Consider the following 21,459-nt stretch of genomic DNA (forward strand, 5'->3'; position numbering starts at 1 on the left):
CATGACTGAACCACTTCGCCTTTCCAAACGTATGTCCGAACTCGGTCTTTGTTCGCGGCGCGAAGCCGACGAATGGATCACGCGCGGCTGGGTACGCGTCGATGGCAAGGTTGTCTCAGAATTGGGCAGCAAGGTATTGCCAACACAAAAAGTAACGGTCGAACGTCAAGCCGCAGCAGAACAATCCAAGCGCGTCACAGTCTTGATCAACAAACCTATGGGTTATGTCAGCGGTCAGGCGGAAGATGGCTACAAACCAGCTGTCGCACTGGTCAATGCTTCCACCCGTTGGAGTGAAGATCAAGCACCTGTCCAATTCCACCCTACGCAATTGCGTAGTCTCGTACCCGCCGGCCGACTGGATATCGACTCAGTAGGTTTGCTGGTGCTGACGCAAGATGGTCGCATCGCCAAGCATTTGATAGGTGAAGACACCTCGGTAGAAAAAGAATATCTGGTGCGCGTGCAATACAGCAAGCCAGGCAAGCTACCTGAGTCAGAATTAAAACGTCTGAACCATGGCTTGATGCTGGATGGTAAAAAACTGCTGCCGGCTAAAGTGAAATGGCAAAACGAAGATCAGTTGAGCTTCATCCTGCGCGAAGGCAAGAAGCGCCAAATTCGCCGCATGTGCGATATGGTCGGATTGAAAGTCGTAGGCTTGAAGCGCGTACGCATCGGCAACGTCAAACTCGGCGATCTGCCAGTTGGCCAATGGCGCTATCTGCGCGAAGACGAACAGTTCTGATACTGGGTGGTCTGCCCCACCCAGCTCCCCGCATCGCATGGATTTGTTGACTGACGTCAACTGTGTGAATAAATCACCACTATCCGCGATATTAGTTCAGTATTAGCCAATTCCACCTTGCTCAAACTCGGCATACAGCTGCAAACTAAGAGCTGAAATCGCACTATTCAGAAAATGCTGTTGATTTACATTTAAAGCTATCCTCGTTTTAGAACACAAGCCAAGTCACCGGATCGTTGTTTCAACTGAAAACAAAGGGAGTGGATAAATGAAAAGAACTCTATTCGCATTTTCACTGTTGACGTCGATGGCAGGCATCACCTACGCGCAGAGTAGCGTCACTGTTTATGGCGTGGTCGATCTTGGCTTGAAGATAGAGAACGACGGTGCCGGCAGAACGGTCGGCATCGCCAGCGGCAATCAAAGTGTCAGCCGCGTCGGCTTCAAAGGCACAGAAGATCTCGGCAACGGATTGAAGGCCAACTTTGTGCTGGAGGCCGGCATCAACGCCGACAATGGCTCACTCAGCGACGCCACCCGCTTCTTTAATCGTCAATCCTATGTCAGTCTGGCGGGCGGTTTTGGCGAAGTCAAACTGGGCCGCGTCCAGACCATGGTCTTCACCAATTCTGCCGTATTCGATCCGTTTGCCGACACCCTCGCCGGTGATTCAGTGCGGATCTTCAACTACGGTGGCAACCGCATAGACAATACCGTCAACTACAGTTTTGCAGCAAAGAACGGTATCAATGGCCAGGTAGCCTATAGCTTCGGCGAAGTGGCCGGCAACACCAGCGCCAGTCGCACGGTAGCCGGTGCCATAGGTTATGCATCCGGTCCGCTGGCTACGGTATTGACTTATCAGGATACCAAGGACGTGACAGGTACCGACAGCGCCAAGACGACGCTGATCGGCGGTAACTACAACTTCGGCTTGCTGCAACCCTTTATCGCCTACGCCATTAACAAAGGCTTCGGTACGCTCGACACGCGGGATTCCCTGATCGGCCTGAAGATCAACCTGACGCCAGCCGATACCATCATGACGTCCTTTATGTACAAGCAAGACAAAGTCAACAACAATGCCAACGCACGCCAGATTGCGATCGGCTATACGCACAATCTGTCGGTACGTACCAATTTGTATACCAGCTGGGCACTCCTGAGTAACGATGACAATGCCAACTATAGAGTGGCAGCCGCCGGCAAGAATGACAATCTGTTCAACGTCGGTATCCGCCACAAGTTTTAAACCAGGGCAGGAATAAAAAAGGGCGACCTCAAGTCGCCTTTTTTGCATTTCTATCTTCGCTTATCGCTGTTCGCGCTCAATCGTCGTCGTTCGGATCAAGGTCCGGGAACAAGACATCAACGTAACCAAACTGCGATAAATCAGTAATCCGCATCGGGTACAGAATGCCGTCCAGATGGTCGCATTCATGCTGCACCACACGGGCATGAAAGCCATCCGCATCACGGCTAATCACATTGCCATACTGATCGAAACCTTCGTAATGCAAGGCGGTGAAACGCGGCACCACGCCGCGCAAACCAGGTACCGATAAACACCCTTCCCAAGCCTCATCCATTTCTGCCGACAAGGGACGCAATTTAGGATTGATCAAGACTGTTTCCGGCACCGGGGGAGCATCGGGATAACGCGTGTTTTGCTTGAAACCGTAAATCACCAAACGCAGATTGACACCAATTTGCGGCGCAGCCAAGCCCGCACCATTTGCCGCATGCATGGTGTCAAACATGTCGGCGATCAGCGCATCCAGTTCGGGCGTGCCGAATTCCTTGACCGGCTCAGCTACACGCAACAAGCGCGGGTCGCCCATCTTCAAAATTTCTCTTACTGTCATTTCAGTGTTTTCAAGTAATCAGTAAAGGCTGCGCCGGTTTCCGGATGCTTGAGTCCCATCGCTACCATAGCCTTCAAGTAACCTAGTTTGGAACCGCAGTCATAACGCTGACCATCATAACGATACGCCAGCACCTTCTCGGCTTGCATCAAGGCAGCGATGCCGTCCGTCAATTGTATTTCACCGCCGGCACCTTTGCCGAGAGTCTCAAGGTAGTCAAAAATCTTGTTGGTCAATACATAGCGACCAACTACCGCCAATGTCGATGGGGCGACGTCAGGCTGGGGTTTTTCCACAATCGCATTCACCAGTTCCAGTTGCGGCTGGTATGCAGTCGCACTGACGATACCGTATTGCTTGGTTTCGGCGCGCGGTACATCCTGTACTGCCAGTATGCTGTGGCCTTCGCGCTGGAATACATCCGTCATCTGCGCCAAGACTGGTTTGGTACCGGCTTCTGTATCCATGAAGTCATCCGCCAGCAAAACTGCGAACGGCTCATTGCCAACCACCGGACGGGCGCACAAGACGGCATGACCGAGACCTAACGGTGCTGACTGACGTATATAAATGCAATTGATATTCTTGGGAATCACATTGCGTACGAGACCCAGCAACACTTCTTTATTCGCCGCTTCCAGTTCGGCTTCCAGCTCATAAGCTGTATCAAAGTGATCTTCAATCGCGCGCTTGTTACGGCCGGTAATGAACACCATTTCCGTGATGCCTGCAGCCACAGCTTCTTCAACTGCGTATTGAATCAAAGGCTTGTCGACGATGGGCAGCATCTCTTTCGGCTGCGCCTTGGTAGCCGGAAGAAAACGACTGCCCAAGCCAGCCACGGGGAAAACGGCTTTTCTAATTATGTTCATTTGTATCCAGTAATTGAAGCAATGCTGATTCATCCAGTATAGCGATGCCGAGCTCTTCTGCTTTGGCCAGCTTACTGCCGGCTTCGGTACCAGCCACTACATAGCTGGTTTTTTTAGAGACGGAACCGGCAACCTTGCCACCTGCTGCCTCAATTTTTTCAGCAGCGGCATCGCGACTCAAAGTCGGCAAAGTACCAGTCAGAACAAACGTTTTGCCAGCGAATGGCTTAGGTTTGTTCTCCACTACATGTTCCGGCCATCGGACACCAGCGGCCCGCAATTGTTCAATCAACTCTGTATTTAATGGATCGTTCAAGAACGCCATGATCGATTGTGCAACGACCGGACCGATATCTGCGACCTCCAGCAATTGCTCTTCAGACGCTTGCAACAAGGCATCCAGATTGCCGAAATGACGCGCCAGTTCCTTCGCCGTCGCTTCGCCTACGTGGCGTATGCCCAGTGCATAAATGAAACGTGCAAAAGTCGTCGATTTGGATTTCTCCAGTGCAGCCAATACATTCTGCGCCGACTTGTCCGCCATTCTGTCCAGTTCGGCCAGCGCGCGAAAACCCAGCTTGTATAAATCAGCCGCCGTTGTAATGATGTTCTTATCAACTAATTGCTCAACCAGTTGATCGCCCAAACCTTCCACATCCATTGCACGACGTGAGACAAAGTGCAGCAAACCACCTTTGCGTTGCGCTGCACATTTCACCCAACCGCCGGAGCAGCGTGCAATCGCTTCATCTTCCAGTTTGACTATCGGTGAATGACATACCGGGCAAGTGGTCGGCATGACAAAAGGCTGCGCACCCGCCGGACGTTTCTCAGGCACATAAGCCACTACCTCGGGAATCACATCGCCAGCACGACGCACGATGACGGTATCGCCGATTTGGATATCTTTGCGTCGCACTTCATCTTCGTTATGCAATGTTGCGTTTGTCACCGTGACGCCGCCCACCAATACCGGCGCCAAACGCGCGACAGGTGTAATCGCGCCGGTACGACCAACTTGAACTTCAATATCCAACACTGTCGTTAATGCTTCTTCTGCCGGGAATTTATGCGCGATGGCAAAACGCGGAGCACGCGAAACGAAACCGAGTTGCCGCTGCAAATCGACACGATTTACTTTATAAACAACGCCATCAATTTCATAAGGAAGGGAAGCGCGTTTTTCGCCAACAGCTTTGTAGAAAGCCAGTAAGCCCGCAGCACCTTTCACCACAGCACGCTCATCACAAACCGGTATACCAAGTTCTGCATACCAATCCAGTAATGCAGAATGCGATGCTGGCATCTCCGCACCTTCCAGCATGCCTATGCCATAAGCAAAGAAACGCAAAGTGCGCTGTGCCGTAATGCGCGAATCCAACTGGCGCAAACTGCCTGCTGCCGCGTTACGTGGGTTGGCAAATTCCTTGGCACCGGCATCACGCTGGCGTGCATTCAATTTTGCTAAATCAGCCTTGTACATCATGACTTCACCGCGCACATCCAGCACTTTCGGTGGCTTAGCAGTATGCAGGCGCAAAGGAATTGCACGCACCGTGCGTATATTCGTCGTGACGTTTTCACCAGTCGCACCATCGCCGCGCGTCGCTGCTTCCACCAACACGCCATCTTCATAGCGCAGATTGATCGCCAAGCCATCGAACTTCAACTCAGTCGCATACTCAACCTCCACCGTACTGTTCAAGCCGTCGCAGACTCTACGATCAAAGGCAACAATGTCTTCATCCTCAAAACCGTTACCCAGCGACAGCATAGGTACTGAATGCGTCACTTGTGGAAAGGCAGACAAAGCCAATGCACCTACACGTTGCGTAGGTGAATCAAAAACGAGTAATTCAGGATGGGCTACTTCCAGTGCTTGCAGCTCGCGGAACAGCTTGTCGTATTCCGCATCTGGAATAGAGGGATTATCGAGGACGTGATACGCGTAATTATGACGGTTCAGTTCATCGCGTAACCATGCAGCGCGCGCAGGAGGATTACTGGCATCCGGCTCTTCCTGTTTCGCGCTTGAGCCAACTTGTGATGCCGTAGAAAACAAATCCGGCTGCATAATCAGTTAAATAAACGTAAGGCCCGGTTGGAACCAGCAGGAATATCCGCCGCTTCCATATCGGCGTAGAACACTTCGAGTTGTCCGGCGATTTCGTTCAAGGAAGCATCTGATAGTGGTTGGCTGCCATCGTCCACGACGGTGCCATCCAGACGTGCGGCCAAAGAACGGGCGCATGCTGTCATTGCACCAAAACCATCGCGCGCAGGCGACACGGCAGGAACATCGAGCAGCAGCGTCAAGCGGCTGGTCGTTTCTTCCGCCAGCGTTACATTGGTAGACAGCGAGAACAACACACCACCATCGCCGTCAGGCATCACCAAACGGCCTTCTGGACGCACGTCGAAACCTTGACGCTCCAACGCCGCCAGCAAGGTCGTGACCGACCATGGCGCGCCATTGGTTTGTACATTCACGCTCAGCTTCGCATCGTATTCAGTCACGAAATGGTGCAAGGAACGTGCAGTGACCATTACCTCAGCCATATCAGGCACATCCGGATCTGCATCAAAGTCATCAGCGATCTGGCGCAGGCGCATCACGAATTCGGAATATTCCAGCTCGTTCAAGGCGTTGCTGCGATTGGCCAGCTGCACACCTGCCATCAAGGACTTATAAATGCCGCCATGTGTCACGGCTTCCCAACCGCCATCAATGTGCTGCCCAGCGAAATGCACCGGCTTGCTGCCGACATGACGCAAGGATTGCAAGGCAGGGAGAATTTTTTCGCCACGTAGCTGCGTAGACAATGCCAGTGGGATTGTGCAGTCAATCAGATAATCAACCGGCAATTCCTTTTCTTCCGCGGCTTGCATCAGATCAACCGGTGCATCACTTTCTGCTTCTACATGCGCTTCTTGCTCTGCATGGGTGACTGGAGCTGCATCGTCGTAATCAGTTGCAGTAAATGTCGGTTCATGGCGCTCGGTATCTGACGCTGGCGCGCGATCTTCTGTCGCCATCAGCACATCATCATGTGACGAAGAAAAAGCGCGCTCAACGCTTTTCTTGGCCTTGTGTTCTTGCCATTTATTGTAGGAAATAACACCGACGACAATCGCGCCGCCAATAACAATCAAACTTGTCTGAAGATCGGTCATGCTGCACCTGCCATCTGAAACGATGCGAGGGAGAGTCTGCTCAGCGTCGCACTACGCGCAACGCGAGAAAAATAAGGGAAAACGGTTTGGGTCATAAAAATCCAAAGGTTCGACGGCCGTACCAGCATCCAATAAAACACGCGCCTTAAATCAGTGGCGACCAGCGTTCTTGAAACCGCGACGACCCATGTGCCAAGGCACTCAGGTTAAATTTAGCAAATCAGCTTGTCAAGCCAACCTGCTCTCTGAAAAACACCGTTGAAAACGCATCATTTTACGGATTTCAATTCCGCCAAATCGTTCCGCTTCCACGGTTAAAGCCATTACATTTATTTACTGCCGGCAAACAATCAAGCCGTCTGCGCTTCCGATGCAAAGCTGGCTGCCGATTCCATATCAACTGCCACAATTCGCGACACGCCCTGCTCTTGCATCGTGACACCAATCAACTGCTGCGCCATTTCCATCGCAATCTTGTTATGCGAGATGAACAGGAACTGGGTATGCGCCGACATGCGTTTCACCATATTGCAGAAACGTTCGGTATTAGCATCATCCAGTGGTGCATCAACCTCATCCAGCAAGCAGAACGGTGCAGGATTCAACTGGAACATCGAGAACACCAATGCCGTTGCCGTCAGCGCTTTTTCACCGCCGGAGAGCAAGTGAATCGTTGCATTTTTCTTGCCAGGAGGTTGCGCCATCACTTGTACGCCAGAATCCAGAATTTCTTCGCCGGTCATCGTCAGTTTTGCCTGGCCACCACCAAACAGGATCGGGAACAATTCGCCGAAGTGATGATTGACCTTGTCGAAGGTATCTTGCAACAGATCGCGCGTTTCCTTGTCAATTTTGCTGATGGCATCCTGCAAAGTGTTGATCGCTTCGGTCAAATCAGCATTTTGTGCATCAAGGAAGTTTTTACGTTCTGATGCCGTCGCCAGTTCATCCAGCGCCGCCAGATTGACTGCGCCCAATGCAGCAATCGCATTCGTCAAACGTGTCACCTCACCTTGCAGATATGAAGGACGTAGATCGCCATTGAGCTTCTCTGCCAGCGCAGCTTCGTCAGCCTGCGCTTCGATCAGTTGTTGCGCGTATTGCTCTTGATTCATGCGCGCAGCTTGTTCTTTCAATTGCAACTCGGTAATGCGATCGCGTTGCGGTTGCAGGCTACGTTCCGCTTGCATGCGCGCCTCGTCATGACCGCGCAGTTGCTGCGTCAGTTGATCCAGTTCGTGACGTGCATCGGCCAATGCGCGTTCCTGATCTGTGCGTGTATCGAGCAAGGTTTGTAAGCCGGCTTGTGCAGCTTGATCATCCAGGCTTTCCAACTCCAGACTGCCTTGCTGCATATTGGCAAACAATTGTGCAGCTTGCTCCAGTGCTGTCGCAATACTGCGCTTCAATTCTTCAATCTTGTTGCGTTGCGACTTCTCGGCAAATGCCGTTTCCTGTGCTGCGCGTTCCAACTCGCGTACGCGTTGACGCGCATCGTTGAGTTGCTGCTCTTTGCTCAGATAATCGGTTTGACCTTCTTCATGCGTCTCTTGCAACTCACCCAACTCGGCATCGAGTTGTTCGAACTTCGCTTCCGATTCCGTCTTGACTTGTTGCTGCTCAGCCTCCTGCATTGCGATCTCTTCCAGATCGGTGGCGATCTGTGTGCTGCGTTGATTGAAGCGTTCCTGCACTTCGGACAACTTCATCACATCGATCTGCAAACCATGCACTGCCTGCGTCAAGGAATTCACCCGCTGACGAATTTCCTGCAGACGTTGTGTCGCTTGCGTCAATGCAGACTCAGAACGGACTGAACGCGATTTCGCTTCGTCGGCCAACATGTGTTGCGCGCGCAATTGCTTGGTGATGTTTTCGATTTCCTGCTGACGTGCCAACATGCCATCTTGTTCGGAATCGGATGCATAAAAACGCACACTCGATTTGCTGATGACATGGCCTTGGCGCGTCACGAAATAAGCGCCTGTCGGCAATTTATTACGATCGACAAATGCGGCTGCGGTATCTTCCGCGATATACACGTTGTGCAACCAATCCTGCATCAATGCACGCAGGCCGGGATCGTTCAATTGCAACAGGTTTAAGAAAGGCTTCAAGCCGGCCGGTGTTTCGATTACTTCCGACGATGTGCTATTCGGTGTGAACAGAGCCAGCTTGGCTGGTGGCGCATCGTTGAAGAAGGACTTGGCCCAATCAAGATTCGACATTTCCAATGCGGAAGTACGTTCGCGCAATACCGATTCCAGCGCAGTTTCCCAGCCTTGATCGATTTGCAGCTTCTGCCACAAACGCGGCAATTCGCCGAGCTCATGCTTTTGCAACCAAGGCTGTACCTTGCCTTGTGTCTGCACGCTCTCCTGCAACTGTTTCAAAGCAGCGAGACGTGCTTCCAGTTGTGCGTTATTCGCTGTTTCTGTATTGACTTGTTGTTGCGCGGCGCGGCGTTCTTCTTCCAACTTAGGCAACTGTTCTTGCGCAACTTCAAGCTGCTCAGTCGCTTCTTCCAAGGTTGCCTGCTTTTCTTCCAACTGCATTTTCAAGTTGGAAAGATGCGTGGTGTCTGGCAAGTTCAAGCCCTGCTTTTCTTGCGACAAACGTTCACGACGTACCGTCAAGCCAGACAAAATATTGGATGCGTTACGTTGATGCGCAGACTCCAGCTCGATCTGCTGTTGCGCTTGCATAATCTTGCTGCGCGATTCCGTCGTTTTCAGTTGCGACTCACGCCATGCTTGTTCCAACGCAGGCACTCTATCGTTCTCGCGTTGCGCAGCTTCTTGCGACTGCTCGACACGCATCGCCTGCTCTTCCAGATGCATCTCGGCCTCAACCAGATCATCCTGGAATTGCGTGCCTTGACGTTGCCATTGATCGCGCTGTGCAGTCAGCGAATTCAGTTGCGATTGCAGACGTGTGCGCGATTCGATGACGAACTTGATCTGCGCTTCCAGGCTACCAATTTCTGAATTGGTTTTGTACAGATGGCCTTGCGCTTGATGCATGCGATCGCCGGCAGCGTAATGCGATTGACGCATGTGCTCCAGCTCGGTTTCTACATGGCGCAACTTGGCTGTTTGTTCTTCCAGATCGACTTGTGCTTTTTCGATATCACGGAAAAATTTGTCCTGCTCGGCTTTGGCTTCATTCTTGCGCAACAGCCACAGCAGTTTTTGCTTCTCATCCTGATCGGCTTGCAGTTCATGGAATTTTTGCGCAACGGCAGCCTGGCTTTGCAGCTTTTCCAGATTGGCATTCAGTTCGCGCAAGATATCTTCGACGCGCAACAGATTCTCGCGTGTATCTTGCAAGCGATTCTCGGTTTCGCGACGACGTTCTTTGTACTTCGAAACACCGGCAGCTTCTTCCAGGAAGATACGTAGCTCTTCCGGGCGCGCTTCGATAATGCGCGAAATCATGCCCTGTCCGATGATCGCGTAAGCGCGTGGACCGAGGCCGGTACCGAGGAAAATATCTTGAATATCGCGACGGCGTACCGCCTGATTATTGATGTAGTAAGTCGAGGTGCCGTCACGCGTCAGTGTGCGCTTGACCGCGATTTCTGCGTATTGGCTCCATTGACCGGCAGCCTTGCCCTCGCCGTTATCAAACACCAGTTCGACCGATGATCGACCAGCCGGTTTGCGATGCGTAGTACCGTTAAAAATAACGTCTTGCATCGATTCGCCGCGCAACTCGGAAGCCTTGGATTCACCCAAAACCCAGCGCACAGCATCAATGATGTTGGATTTACCGCAACCGTTAGGCCCTACGACACCAACCAATTGACCCGGCACTTGAAAATTCGTCGGATCAACGAAAGACTTGAATCCAGATAATTTAATGGAAGTTAAACGCACGTTATCGACCGTTCCTAGAATATGCAGCTCAAATTAAGTATCCAGCCAAGTTGGCGGACGCGGCAAAAGAGGCCGTAAAAGGGGCTAATCATAGCATTTGGAACAACGATTCCAAGCATTTGAAGTAACACTTTCCACATGCAGCGGTTCTGTCGCCATGGGCGGTATAATGTTGCCACTTTGAACCTCGTGCGAATTAACACTTTCCACACATTTTTAGCTCTCCGCCGTGAATCCACTTCTGAATCAGCTACAACCGTACCCATTCGAAAAACTGAAGCAATTGTTCGCGAGTGTCACTCCGAACGCTGCTTATCGCCCTATCAGTCTGGGTATTGGTGAACCCAAGCATCCAACGCCGGCTTTCATCCAGAAAGCTCTGGCAGATAATCTGGATGGTTTGGCAGTTTACCCGACCACCGCTGGCACAGAAGCGTTGCGCGCCACGATCGCTGGCTGGCTCGAGCGTCGCTATAACTTGCCTAAACTGAATCCAGTCACGCAAGTGCTGCCAGTCAACGGTTCGCGCGAAGCCCTGTTTGCGCTGGCGCAAACCGTGATTGACCCAAGCAAGCAAGCATTGGTGATTTGTCCTAACCCGCTTTACCAAATTTACGAAGGCGCCGCCTATCTGGCCGGTGCCGAACCATATTTCGTCAATTGCGATCCTGCACGCAACTTTGCGCCTGACTTTGCCAGCGTTACGCCGGACGTCTGGTCGCGCGTGCAATTGGTTTATATCTGCTCGCCGGGCAATCCTGCCGGTGCAGTCCTGACACTCGAAGACTGGGCTGAATTGTTTGCATTGTCGGATCGCTACGGTTTTGTCATCGCCGCAGATGAATGCTATTCCGAGATTTACTTCAAGGCAGAGGCACCGCTGGGCGGTTTGGAAGCTGCACACAAGCTGGGACGCACTGGTTATCCACGCCTGATTGGCTTCTCCAGCTTGTCCAAACGCTCGAACGTGCCGGGCATGCGCTCAGGCTTTGTCGCTGGCGATGCAGAAATTCTGAAGCAATTCCTGCTGTACCGCACCTATCACGGTAGCGCAATGAGCCCATCTGTACAAAGCGCATCTATTGCCGCATGGAACGACGAGCAGCACGTGATTGAAAATCGTGAAAAATACATCACCAAATTCAAGCAAGTCACACCATTACTGCAAGAAGTGATGGATGTTGCCCTGCCGGACGCCGGTTTCTACCTGTGGGCCAAGGTCGACAAGCTCGTAGACATCAGCGATGTTGAATTCGCGAAGCGCCTCTATGCCGAATATAATGTCACGGTATTGCCGGGCAGTTATCTGGGCCGCGAAGCGCATGGCATCAATCCGGGACAGAATCGCATCCGCATGGCGCTGGTCGCCGAGGTGGATGAATGCCTGGAAGCAGCACAACGCATCGTCGAATTCGCGAAAAACTTAGTTATACAAAATACCAATACTTCCGCGTAATTTTCTTAGTAATCATTTCTTTCAACTGACAAGACCATCACATGACTCAACAACTCGAACAGATCATCGACCAAGCGTGGGAAAACCGTACCGATTTCTCCCCTAAAAATGCACCTGCAGACGTACGCAATGCAGTCGCTCAAGTCATCGCTCAATTGAACGAAGGCACACTGCGCGTTGCGCAAAAAGACAGCGGCGCATGGGTTGTCAATCAATGGGTCAAGAAAGCAGTTTTGCTGTCCTTCCGTCTGGAAGACAACATCACCATGCCATCCGGCGACCACATGCAGTTCTACGACAAGGTTCCAACCAAGTTCGCTAACTACACCGCTGAAGATTTCGCTAAAGGCGGCTTCCGCGTAGTTCCACCAGCAGTTGCACGTCACGGCAGCTTCATCGGCAAAAATGTCGTCATGATGCCTTCCTTCGTCAACATCGGCGCTTACGTCGATGAAGGCTCGATGGTTGATGCATGGGCGACTGTCGGCTCCTGCGCACAAATCGGTAAAAATGTTCACTTGTCCGGTGGCGTTGGTATCGGCGGCGTGTTGGAACCTATGCAAGCCAACCCAACCATCATCGAAGACAACTGCTTCATCGGCGCTCGTTCGGAGATCGTTGAAGGCGTGATCGTTGAAGAAAACTCGGTCATCTCGATGGGCGTGTATATCGGTCAATCGACCAAGATTTACGATCGTGCAACCGGCGAAGTCACATACGGCCGTATCCCTGCAGGTTCCGTCGTGGTATCGGGCAACTTGCCGTCCGCTGATGGCAAATACAGCTTGTACTGCGCAGTGATCGTCAAACGCGTCGATGCAAAAACACGTGCAAAAACCGGCATCAATGAATTGCTGCGCGACTAAATCGAGATCGCCACAACACGCGTTTTCATTTATCTGACCTGGGACAGCTATGGCAATGGATCGGTTATTTCTTCTGATGAAGGAAAAAGCAGCATCTGACTTGTTTATTGCAGTCAACTCGCCGATCCATATCAAGATCAACGGCAATCTGGTACCCGTCAATCAGCAAAAGCTGGACCAGAATGCCGTGATGTCCTTGTTGGGCGAAGTTGTCCCTGCTGCCAAGCTGGAAGAACTGGAACGCGAGAACGAACTGAATATCGGCATCCCTGTTGCTGGTGTCGGCAGTTTTCGTTTATCGGCGTTCCGCCAGCGCGGCAGCATCTCTGCCGTGTTGCGCTATGTTCCTGGCGAAATTCCGGCATTGAATAGTTTGGCGCTGCCGCCGATTTTGGCGGACATGATTATGGAAAAGCGTGGCTTGCTGCTGGTAGTCGGCTCTACCGGTTCCGGTAAGTCGACCACGATTGCAGCGATGCTAGATCATCGCAATGCGCTGAGTACCGGTCATATTCTAACCCTGGAAGATCCGATCGAATTTTTGTTCAAAAACAAAAAATCCATCGTCAACCAGCGTGAAATAGGCAGCGATGCCGCTGACCTGTCTATCGCGTTGAAAAATGCATTACGTCAGGCACCCGATTGCATTTTGATCGGTGAGATACGTGACAAGGAAACCATGACGGCGGCACTCGCGTATGCGCAGTCTGGCCATTTGGTAGTTGCAACACTGCATGCGAACAATAGCTATCAAGCATTGACCCGCATCATCAATTTTTACCCGATAGAACATCGGCAATCATTGCTGGCAGATTTATCGTCAACTTTGCGCGCAATCATTTCGCAGCGTTTGATCGGCGCAATTGATGGCAAGCGTCGTGCCGCAGTAGAAATCATGCTGAACACGCGCCACATTGCCGAGCTGATCGAGCAAGGTGAGATTACGCAGATCAAGGAAGCAATTGAAAAGAGTTTGTCACCAGGCTCGCAAACTTTCGAGCAGGCATTGATGCAGTTGATCAAGGATGACATCGTGACGCAAGATGAAGCCTTGGCCCATGCAGACTCTGCCAGTAATTTATTCTGGTTGTTGAACAACTCGGCACAAAAAATCGAGATCGATGAACCAGAAGAAGAACAAGGCGCAAGCTTTACCGAATTCACGTTGAAGATGTAACCATGACGATTACCCTATACGGCATACCGAACTGCGACACAGTCAAAAAAGCCCGCACCTGGCTCACCAACAATGGCACCGACTTCGTCTTCCATGATTTCAAGAAAGACGGCATCAACGCCGACCTGATTAAAACCTGGTTACGCGACGTCCCTTGGGATGTATTGGTTAATCGCAAAGGCACAACCTGGCGCAAGCTGCCGGATGAACGCAAGGCCGCGATTGTCGATAACGCCAGCGCAACTGTACTGATGCTGGAATCACCATCAGTCATCAAGCGTCCGGTTTTATTCAAGGACAAGAAATCCAGCGTTGGTTTTTCCGACGAACTTTATCAACAAATTTTTCAAGACTAATTTATGAGCAAGACGCTCGCACTGACCGAAGAACTGATCGCGCTCTCCTCCGTTACGCCGGAAGATAAAGGCTGCCAATCGCGCCTGATCGAATTGCTGGAACCGCTGGGCTTCGTTTGCGAAACCATAGAATCCGATGGCGTCACCAATCTGTGGGCGCGCAAAGGAACGGCACAACCGCTGCTGGTGTTTGCCGGCCATACCGACGTCGTGCCTACCGGCCCGCTCGATCAGTGGACTTCGCCGCCATTCGTGCCTACGCAACGTGACGGCAAGCTGTACGGTCGTGGCGCAGCCGACATGAAGACATCGATTGCAGCCATGGTCGTTGCAGCGGAAGAATTCGTAGCAGCACATCCACATCACAAAGGTTCGATCGGCTTCCTGATCACCAGTGATGAAGAAGGCCCTGCGACCGATGGCACTGTGATCGTCTGTAATGCATTGAAGGCACGCGGCGAACAACTCGATTACTGCGTGGTCGGCGAACCGACCTCTTCCGATGTGTTGGGCGATACGATCAAGAACGGCCGCCGCGGCAGCATGTCCGGCAAACTCACCGTCAAAGGCATACAAGGTCATATCGCGTATCCGCAATTGGCACGCAATCCGATTCATCAATGTGCACCTGCACTGGCAGAACTGGTTGCAGAAAAATGGGATGACGGTAATGAATACTATCTGCCGACTTCATGGCAAGTATCGAATATGCACGGCGGTGCCGGCGCATCGAATGTCATCCCGGGCAATGTTGTCATCGATTTCAATTTCCGTTTCTGCACTGCCAGTACGGTAGAAGGCTTGCAACAACGTGTGCATGCCATCCTCGACAAGCATGGTCTCGAATACGATTTGAAATGGTCGATTAGCGGCTATCCATTCCTGACGCCTAAAGGCAGCTTGAGTGATGCGATGAGCAATGCGATCAAATCAGAGACTGGCGTGACTACGGAGCTGTCCACCACTGGCGGCACGTCTGACGGTCGCTTTATCGCGCAGATTTGCCCGCAAGTAGTCGAATTTGGCCCACCAAACGGCAGCATTCACAAAATTGATGAACACATCGAAGTGCGCTTCATCGATCCACTGAAAAACATCTATCGCCGTACGATGGAAAACCTGCTGCTGTAAAGCAGCTATATAACTGAACAAGCGATTTGCCACACCCGGCAAATCGCCTGAATACCTTCCTGATCGCATCGTCGTCGCATCAGACATCATCCTTTTACTTTGTTGCACAGAACCATGCCTATCAAGCCTAACGATCTCTCTACCATTCGCGACCTGCTGCGCTACGCAGTTACCCGCTTTAATACCGCGAAGCTTTTCTTCGGCCATGGCAGCACCAATGCACTGGATGAAGCCGCTTACCTGATACTGCACACGCTGAAACTGCCACTCGACAAACTCGATCCATTCTTCGATGCGCATTTGCTGCAAGAAGAAGTTGATGCCGTCTTGCGCGTGATCGAACAACGTGCCGATGAACGTCTGCCAGCTGCCTACATCACCAACGAAGGTTGGCTCGGCGGTTACCGCTTCTTCGTGGATGAGCGCGTGATCGTGCCACGTTCATTCATCGCTGAATTGATCCCTGAGCAATTTTCCCCATGGGTCAGCAATCCGGACAAGGTCACCAACATACTTGAACTGTGCACTGGCTCCGGCTGCCTGCCTATCATGCTGGCTGATGCCTTCCCGAATGCGCAAGTCGATGCCGTTGATATCTCCACCGATGCGCTGACCGTTGCACAACGCAATGTGGATGAATACGAATTGCAGGATCGCATCAAACTGATCGAGTCTGATCTGTACACCAATGTGCCGGAATACAAATACGACCTCATCATTACCAATCCGCCTTACGTCAACTCAGGCTCCATGGGCAAACTGCCACCGGAATATTTGCGTGAACCGCAAATCGCGCTGGCCGGCGGCGAAGATGGCATGGATTTGGTACGCAAGATCGTCGCAGGTGCAGGCAAACGTCTGGCACCAAACGGTTTGCTGATGGTCGAAATCGGCAATGAACGCGCCTTCGCAGAAGCCGCATTCCCGGAACTGAATCTGACCTGGTTGACCACCAGTGCCGGTGACGACATGGTATTCCTGGTTACTGCAGATCAATTGCAGTAAGGCTTAGAACGATGGCATCGATATGATGCCTTGATCGTTTTTGATAGTAGCCAAGTATGTTTGGATCGACCGTATGCAATTTTGTCGATCCCTCGCCGCTCCCGCGCATTCAATTGAAATGCCGTGGGTTGCGATTTCGGTTAGCAGTATCATTTTTCGCTAACCATTTTTAAATCATTCACTGAAGAAGCAAAGCCGATAACGTCTAGCGCTGTCGGCTTACAAACCACATGATCCGTTTTCAACAAGTTTCTCTCATGCGTGGCATCAAGCCACTTCTCGACAAAGTCGACGTTACGCTCAATCCGGGCGACAAAATCGGCTTGATCGGTGCCAACGGCGCAGGTAAATCCAGTCTGTTCGGCCTGCTGCGCGGTGAGTTGCATGCTGATTTAGGCACAATCGACTTTCCTTCTAAATGGCGCGTCGCTTATGTAGCGCAAGAGACACCGCCACTGGAGCGTTCCGCCATCGATTACGCAATCGACGGCGACGTGACCTTGCGCCGTCTGGAAGAAGAACTCGCATTCCTCGAAAGTGAACCAGACACGACGGACAATGGTGTATTGATCGGCGAGTTGTATAGTGCACTGGCCGATGCCGATGCCTACACCGTGCGTTCGCGTGGCGAACAATTGTTGCTTGGTCTGGGCTTCACCATGGCGCAGATGGAACAACCGGTTGCCAGCTTCTCCGGCGGCTGGCGTATGCGTTTGAATCTGGCGCAAGCTTTGATGTGCCCATCCGATTTGCTGCTGCTCGATGAACCAACCAACCATTTGGACCTGGACGCCATCATCTGGCTGGAAGACTGGCTCAAACGCTATCCGGGTACATTGCTTGTCATCTCACATGATCGCGACTTCCTTGATGGCGTCGTCAACGTCATCGTGCATATCGACGAACGCAAACTGAAACGCTACTCGGGCAACTACTCCGGCTTCGAACGTCAACGTGCAGCGCAAATGATTCTGGCGCAAAGCGCGCTGGAAAAGCAAACACGCCAACGCGCCCATCTGGAATCCTTCATCAACCGCTTCAAGGCGCAAGCCAGTAAAGCGCGTCAGGCACAAAGCCGGATGAAGGCTTTGTCGAAGATGGAAGAACTCGCGCCTTTGCGTGCTGCTGCTGAATTTTCATTTGAATTCCGCGAGCCAGCTGCTGCACCAAATCCATTGCTGGTCATGGAAAACGTCGATGCCGGTTACCGCATCGAAAATGAAGATTACTCGATCACGGAAAAGAAGATTGTTTCCAACATCAACTTCTCTTTGCAAATTGGTCAGCGCATCGGCCTGCTCGGCGTCAACGGCGCTGGTAAATCGACACTGATCAAAACCATCGCAGCAGAACTGGAACCGTTGAGCGGCGTATCGGAATTCGGTAAAGGCCTCGCAATTGGTTACTTCGCCCAGCATCAGGTAGAAATGCTGCGTCATGAAGAATCACCACTGTGGCATCTGGCACACATTGCACCAACTGTACGTGAACAAGAGCTGCGCAACTTCCTCGGCAGCTTCAACTTCAACGGTGCCATGGTCACCAGCAAGATCGCGCCATTCTCCGGTGGTGAAAAAGCACGCCTGGCGCTCGCACTGATCGTCTGGCAACGCCCTAACCTCTTGCTGCTCGATGAACCGACCAACCATTTAGATCTGGAAACACGCGAAGCATTAACGATGGCACTGGCGCAATTCGAGGGCACGCTGGTCGTCGTCTCGCATGATAGACATCTACTGCGCGCCACCACGGATGAATTCATCATCGTCGCAGATGGCAAGCTGCAACCATTCGACGGCGATCTGGACGATTACAAAGATTGGCTGTTCAAGACCAAACTGGCCACCAAGAATGCCGCAGCCGGCAATGCAGCACTGCCAGCCGTCAAGGAAAAATCCGCCAGCGTAGTTGCGCCATCAGCTCCTGCAGCAGCATCAGTAGACAAGCGTGAACAGAAAAAACAGGAAGCGGAAGATCGTCAAAAACTGGCTGCACGCAGAAAACCGATAGAACTGAAGATCAAAAAACTCGAAGAACAGATCGCCAAGCGCAATGCACAGAAAGCCGTAGTAGAAACAGCGCTTGCCGATCCCTTGATCTACGACGCAGCGAAGAAAAAAGAGTTGAAGCAGTTGCTGGCCGACCAAAGTTTTTATACCAAGGAAGTCACGCAGCTTGAGGCGGAATGGCTGGAACAACAGGAAGCGTTGGAACAAGCCAATAACTGACAAGCAGGATAAACACCCATGAGCAAGCCGAAATCACTCTCCATCATCGGTTGCGGCAAAGTCGGCCAGACGCTGGCGCGCTTGTGGGTGCAGCATCAAACTGTCCAGATTCAAGACATCCTCAACACCTCGATAGAAAGCGGCACACGCGCTGCCGCTTTTGTCAGTACAGGTCGCGTCGCAAGCAACTATGCTGACTTGCTGCCAGCAGACATTTTCCTCATCGCAGCGCCAGACGATGAGATTGCTGCATGCTGTATGGCTTTGGCAAATAGCGGCCACTTATCAGCAAGCAGCATCGTCTTCCACTGCAGCGGCGCCCTGCCTTCATCCATACTAAACAGCGCTAGCCAATGCGGTGCGGCCATCGCCAGCATCCATCCGATACGCAGCTTTGCCGTGCCCGAGAAGGTCGTAACGGACTTTGCAGGGACGTATTGCGGCGTAGAAGGCGACAAGACTGCGCTCGATGTACTGAACCCGCTATTCAGCGAGATAGGTGCGCAAACGGTTTCTATCCAAGGTGATACCAAGGTGCTATATCACGCCGCGGCGGTGTTCGCCTCCAATTATCTAGTAACGCTACTGGATACGGCCGTACAAGCCTATGGCAAGGCCGGCATACCGCAAGACGTCGCATTAAAGATGATGGCGTCACTGGCAAGGGAAACAACTGAGAATGTTTTACAGATAGGTCCAGAACAAGCGCTGACCGGACCAATTGCACGCAACGACATTGCGACCGTCATCAAGCAATATCGCAGCGTCAGTGCGTGGGACAAACGCTATGGAAAGCTCTACAAGCAACTGGGGAAGTTGGCTGCCGATCTAGCACGGCGTCGAAAGAAATAATACTAGTCAGCAGATCAATACTATTAGGTCCCGATCAAACCCGCTGCGATATTAATTGATAAGCCAATGATGGCCGCATTGAACAAAAAGCTAAGCACCGATTGCGCCAGCACAGCCTTACGCATTCCAGCTGACATGACCGATACGTCAGAAGTCTGAGCAGCCACGGCGATCGTGAAAGAAAAATAAAGGAAATCCCAGTAATCCGGATTACTCTCAGCATCAGGAAAGCGCAGCGCCCTTCGATCTGCAGGTGATTGGTAATACAGACGCGCGTAATGAAAGGTATAAATCGCCCCCAACAGCAGCCATGAACCAAGTACCGTGCTGCCAGTGAACACGTAATGCGAGAACTTCAATGCGCCAGATAGACCTTTAGCTGACGTCAGCTCAAGAATGATCGCAACCAAACTCAAAGTCGCCACGATAGACAAAATCCCTACTACTGTCACTGCACCCGCATCCTCACGCTCCGCAATTGCCTTGACCCGTGCACGGCTGGACGTAGTCATCAACCATCCCATCTGCAGCAGATTCGCCCATACTGCGACATTCCACCCTACCAAAGCTCTCGTCACCAGTTTCCATGAATCCGGCGTAGCGATTCCGACAATGATGCCGATCAAGACTATCGATGTCAGGCGCAAATGGGAACGAGTAAGACGGGATATTTTAGACATGAACAGAATTACTGTGAATATCGAGGAAATTTCTATTTCAGGCAGTTCCTTATAACGATGAATATACGCCGATTAAAAAGGTACGTATGAGCATTACATCAAACAGACCTTAAGTTAGAAACTAACGACACTCACGAAACGGAAGGCCATCCAATGGTGCCGGGACAGTATCGGCTTTCCCATTTTCACCAATTACCAATTTACGCACTTCCATGCCTTTGCAAACGCCCCAGCTGAATTTCATTAAGGTGTCGTAGTCCTGCCCAACTTCTGGAGTAAACATCTGATAAAACGGACCACAATAATCCCAGGTGCCATTCGCTTTCTGAGCTTGCCAATACATGTTTACCGTAACCGGCCTGCCAGCCGGAATCACGTATTCATTGTATGAAAATGGCAGATCATCCGTCGCAGGCATTCCTATTTTTTTATTTGCTACAAAATAGGAAAATCCCCCTACTCCGGCATGAATAACTGGATGAGCACTATGATCGCAAATATCACCCAGATGAAGGTAAGCCGCGGTTCCATGAAAAACACGAATACGCGCCTGAGTGGCGGGATCATATGTAACTGGCATCTCAGGTGCAGTTGCGCACCCTTGCAATATCATTACAAACAAAAATGAAATGGATATCTGACTCGGCCCGATAAGTGATTGAAGAAAGCATCTGCTTAAATGCTTCATACCGACAGATATCATTTAACGATTTGGGACTGCTAAGAATGAAATTTTCGCTACATCTGCTGCAGCCCGCAGTCCCGGTTCAAATTGCGCATCGCCAGCAAAACATAAAGGCTCTTTAGAACGCACTGTCGCCTGAGGTAATTTACCCAGTGCGGCTTCTACAGTTGCAGCAGTCACTTCATCGTTATCACCGACAACAACAACTGCATGCCTAGTAGAGAGTGATAGAACACCAACTAGAGAGTCAACAGCATTGGAACCCGTTGCTTTTACTGTAGCAACAATCATCTTATTGCTAATAAAGCTCCCTGTCGCTGGAACATCAACGATTAATAAATTCGAATGCTTAATCGCCGTCATACAAACTTCAACATCCGTCTTTTCCCCAGACGATTTACGAGTTCCACTACTAGTATTGGCACAACCTGTGAGTAAAAAAATGACAAAGAAAGAAAGAAAAAATTTATGCATAATTTATTTATT

18 protein-coding genes are annotated in these 21,459 nt (G+C 51.4%); 10 read left to right on the plus strand and 8 right to left on the minus strand.

All coding sequences use genetic code 11. The features are described from left to right. The first annotated feature begins 1 nt into the window (after position 1). Entirely contained in the window at positions 2-748 is a 747-nt protein-coding gene (locus AC07N2_RS15375; protein WP_494779036.1) for a pseudouridine synthase, read from the plus strand. Positions 749-1,016: 268 nt separating this feature from the next. Further along, complete coding sequence (locus AC07N2_RS15380) at positions 1,017-2,000, plus strand: porin (RefSeq protein ID WP_494779037.1); 984 nt, start codon at positions 1,017-1,019, stop codon at positions 1,998-2,000. A gap of 76 nt (positions 2,001-2,076) precedes the next feature. Here the strand turns inward: AC07N2_RS15380 and def are convergent, their stop codons facing one another. The 5 genes from def to smc form a co-directional block, all read right to left on the minus strand. Then, complete coding sequence (gene def, locus AC07N2_RS15385) at positions 2,077-2,613, minus strand: peptide deformylase (protein WP_076591055.1); 537 nt, start codon at positions 2,611-2,613, stop codon at positions 2,077-2,079. Next, complete coding sequence (gene galU, locus AC07N2_RS15390) at positions 2,610-3,485, minus strand: UTP--glucose-1-phosphate uridylyltransferase GalU (RefSeq protein ID WP_494779038.1); 876 nt, start codon at positions 3,483-3,485, stop codon at positions 2,610-2,612. Before galU ends, def begins: the two co-directional genes overlap by 4 nt. After that, a complete protein-coding gene (gene ligA / locus AC07N2_RS15395) occupies positions 3,472-5,559 on the minus strand; it encodes an NAD-dependent DNA ligase LigA (protein WP_494779039.1) in 2,088 nt (695 codons plus the stop codon). Before ligA ends, galU begins: the two co-directional genes overlap by 14 nt. Before the next feature lie 2 nt (positions 5,560-5,561). Next, positions 5,562-6,659 carry a cell division protein ZipA C-terminal FtsZ-binding domain-containing protein gene (locus AC07N2_RS15400; protein ID WP_494779040.1) on the minus strand — a complete coding sequence of 366 codons (1,098 nt, stop codon included), beginning with the start codon at positions 6,657-6,659 and terminating at the stop codon, positions 5,562-5,564. Positions 6,660-7,009: 350 nt separating this feature from the next. Further along, positions 7,010-10,537 carry a chromosome segregation protein SMC gene (gene smc / locus AC07N2_RS15405; RefSeq protein ID WP_494779041.1) on the minus strand — a complete coding sequence of 1,176 codons (3,528 nt, stop codon included), beginning with the start codon at positions 10,535-10,537 and terminating at the stop codon, positions 7,010-7,012. Between the two features lie 229 nt (positions 10,538-10,766). Here smc and dapC point away from each other — a divergent pair, with 229 nt between their 5' ends. The 8 genes from dapC to AC07N2_RS15445 all read left to right on the plus strand — a co-directional run bounded on the left by dapC (position 10,767) and on the right by AC07N2_RS15445 (position 19,608). Then, positions 10,767-11,993, plus strand: a complete 1,227-nt coding sequence (gene dapC / locus AC07N2_RS15410) for a succinyldiaminopimelate transaminase (protein WP_494779042.1) — start codon at positions 10,767-10,769, stop codon at positions 11,991-11,993. A gap of 41 nt (positions 11,994-12,034) precedes the next feature. Further along, a complete protein-coding gene (gene dapD / locus AC07N2_RS15415; protein ID WP_076591049.1) occupies positions 12,035-12,859 on the plus strand; it encodes a 2,3,4,5-tetrahydropyridine-2,6-dicarboxylate N-succinyltransferase in 825 nt (274 codons plus the stop codon). Positions 12,860-12,908: 49 nt separating this feature from the next. Continuing rightward, the gene (locus AC07N2_RS15420; protein WP_494779043.1) at positions 12,909-14,036 is read left to right on the plus strand and encodes a PilT/PilU family type 4a pilus ATPase; all 1,128 of its coding nucleotides are present in this window, start codon (positions 12,909-12,911) and stop codon (positions 14,034-14,036) included. 2 nt (positions 14,037-14,038) lie between these two features. Beyond that, positions 14,039-14,392, plus strand: a complete 354-nt coding sequence (locus AC07N2_RS15425) for an ArsC family reductase (protein ID WP_494779044.1) — start codon at positions 14,039-14,041, stop codon at positions 14,390-14,392. Positions 14,393-14,395: 3 nt separating this feature from the next. After that, positions 14,396-15,523 carry a succinyl-diaminopimelate desuccinylase gene (dapE, locus tag AC07N2_RS15430; RefSeq protein ID WP_494779045.1) on the plus strand — a complete coding sequence of 376 codons (1,128 nt, stop codon included), beginning with the start codon at positions 14,396-14,398 and terminating at the stop codon, positions 15,521-15,523. 114 nt (positions 15,524-15,637) lie between these two features. Further along, positions 15,638-16,528, plus strand: coding sequence for a 50S ribosomal protein L3 N(5)-glutamine methyltransferase (gene prmB / locus AC07N2_RS15435; RefSeq protein ID WP_494779046.1), 891 nt, complete (start codon positions 15,638-15,640; stop codon positions 16,526-16,528). A gap of 257 nt (positions 16,529-16,785) precedes the next feature. Next, positions 16,786-18,756, plus strand: a complete 1,971-nt coding sequence (locus tag AC07N2_RS15440; RefSeq protein ID WP_494779264.1) for an ATP-binding cassette domain-containing protein — start codon at positions 16,786-16,788, stop codon at positions 18,754-18,756. Positions 18,757-18,774: 18 nt separating this feature from the next. Next, on the plus strand, positions 18,775-19,608 hold the full coding sequence (locus AC07N2_RS15445) for a Rossmann-like and DUF2520 domain-containing protein (RefSeq protein ID WP_494779047.1): 834 nt from the start codon (positions 18,775-18,777) through the stop codon (positions 19,606-19,608). 23 nt (positions 19,609-19,631) lie between these two features. Here the strand turns inward: AC07N2_RS15445 and AC07N2_RS15450 are convergent, their stop codons facing one another. From AC07N2_RS15450 to AC07N2_RS15460, 3 genes are all read right to left on the minus strand, one after another. Beyond that, positions 19,632-20,288, minus strand: coding sequence for a DUF1345 domain-containing protein (locus tag AC07N2_RS15450; RefSeq protein ID WP_494779048.1), 657 nt, complete (start codon positions 20,286-20,288; stop codon positions 19,632-19,634). A gap of 121 nt (positions 20,289-20,409) precedes the next feature. Next, on the minus strand, positions 20,410-20,976 hold the full coding sequence (locus AC07N2_RS15455) for a hypothetical protein (protein WP_494779049.1): 567 nt from the start codon (positions 20,974-20,976) through the stop codon (positions 20,410-20,412). Between the two features lie 15 nt (positions 20,977-20,991). Further along, the gene (locus AC07N2_RS15460) at positions 20,992-21,447 is read right to left on the minus strand and encodes a hypothetical protein (protein WP_494779050.1); all 456 of its coding nucleotides are present in this window, start codon (positions 21,445-21,447) and stop codon (positions 20,992-20,994) included. Positions 21,448-21,459: the final 12 nt, after the last annotated feature.

Source organism: Herminiimonas sp. GW821-FHT09C12, from assembly GCF_059416385.1.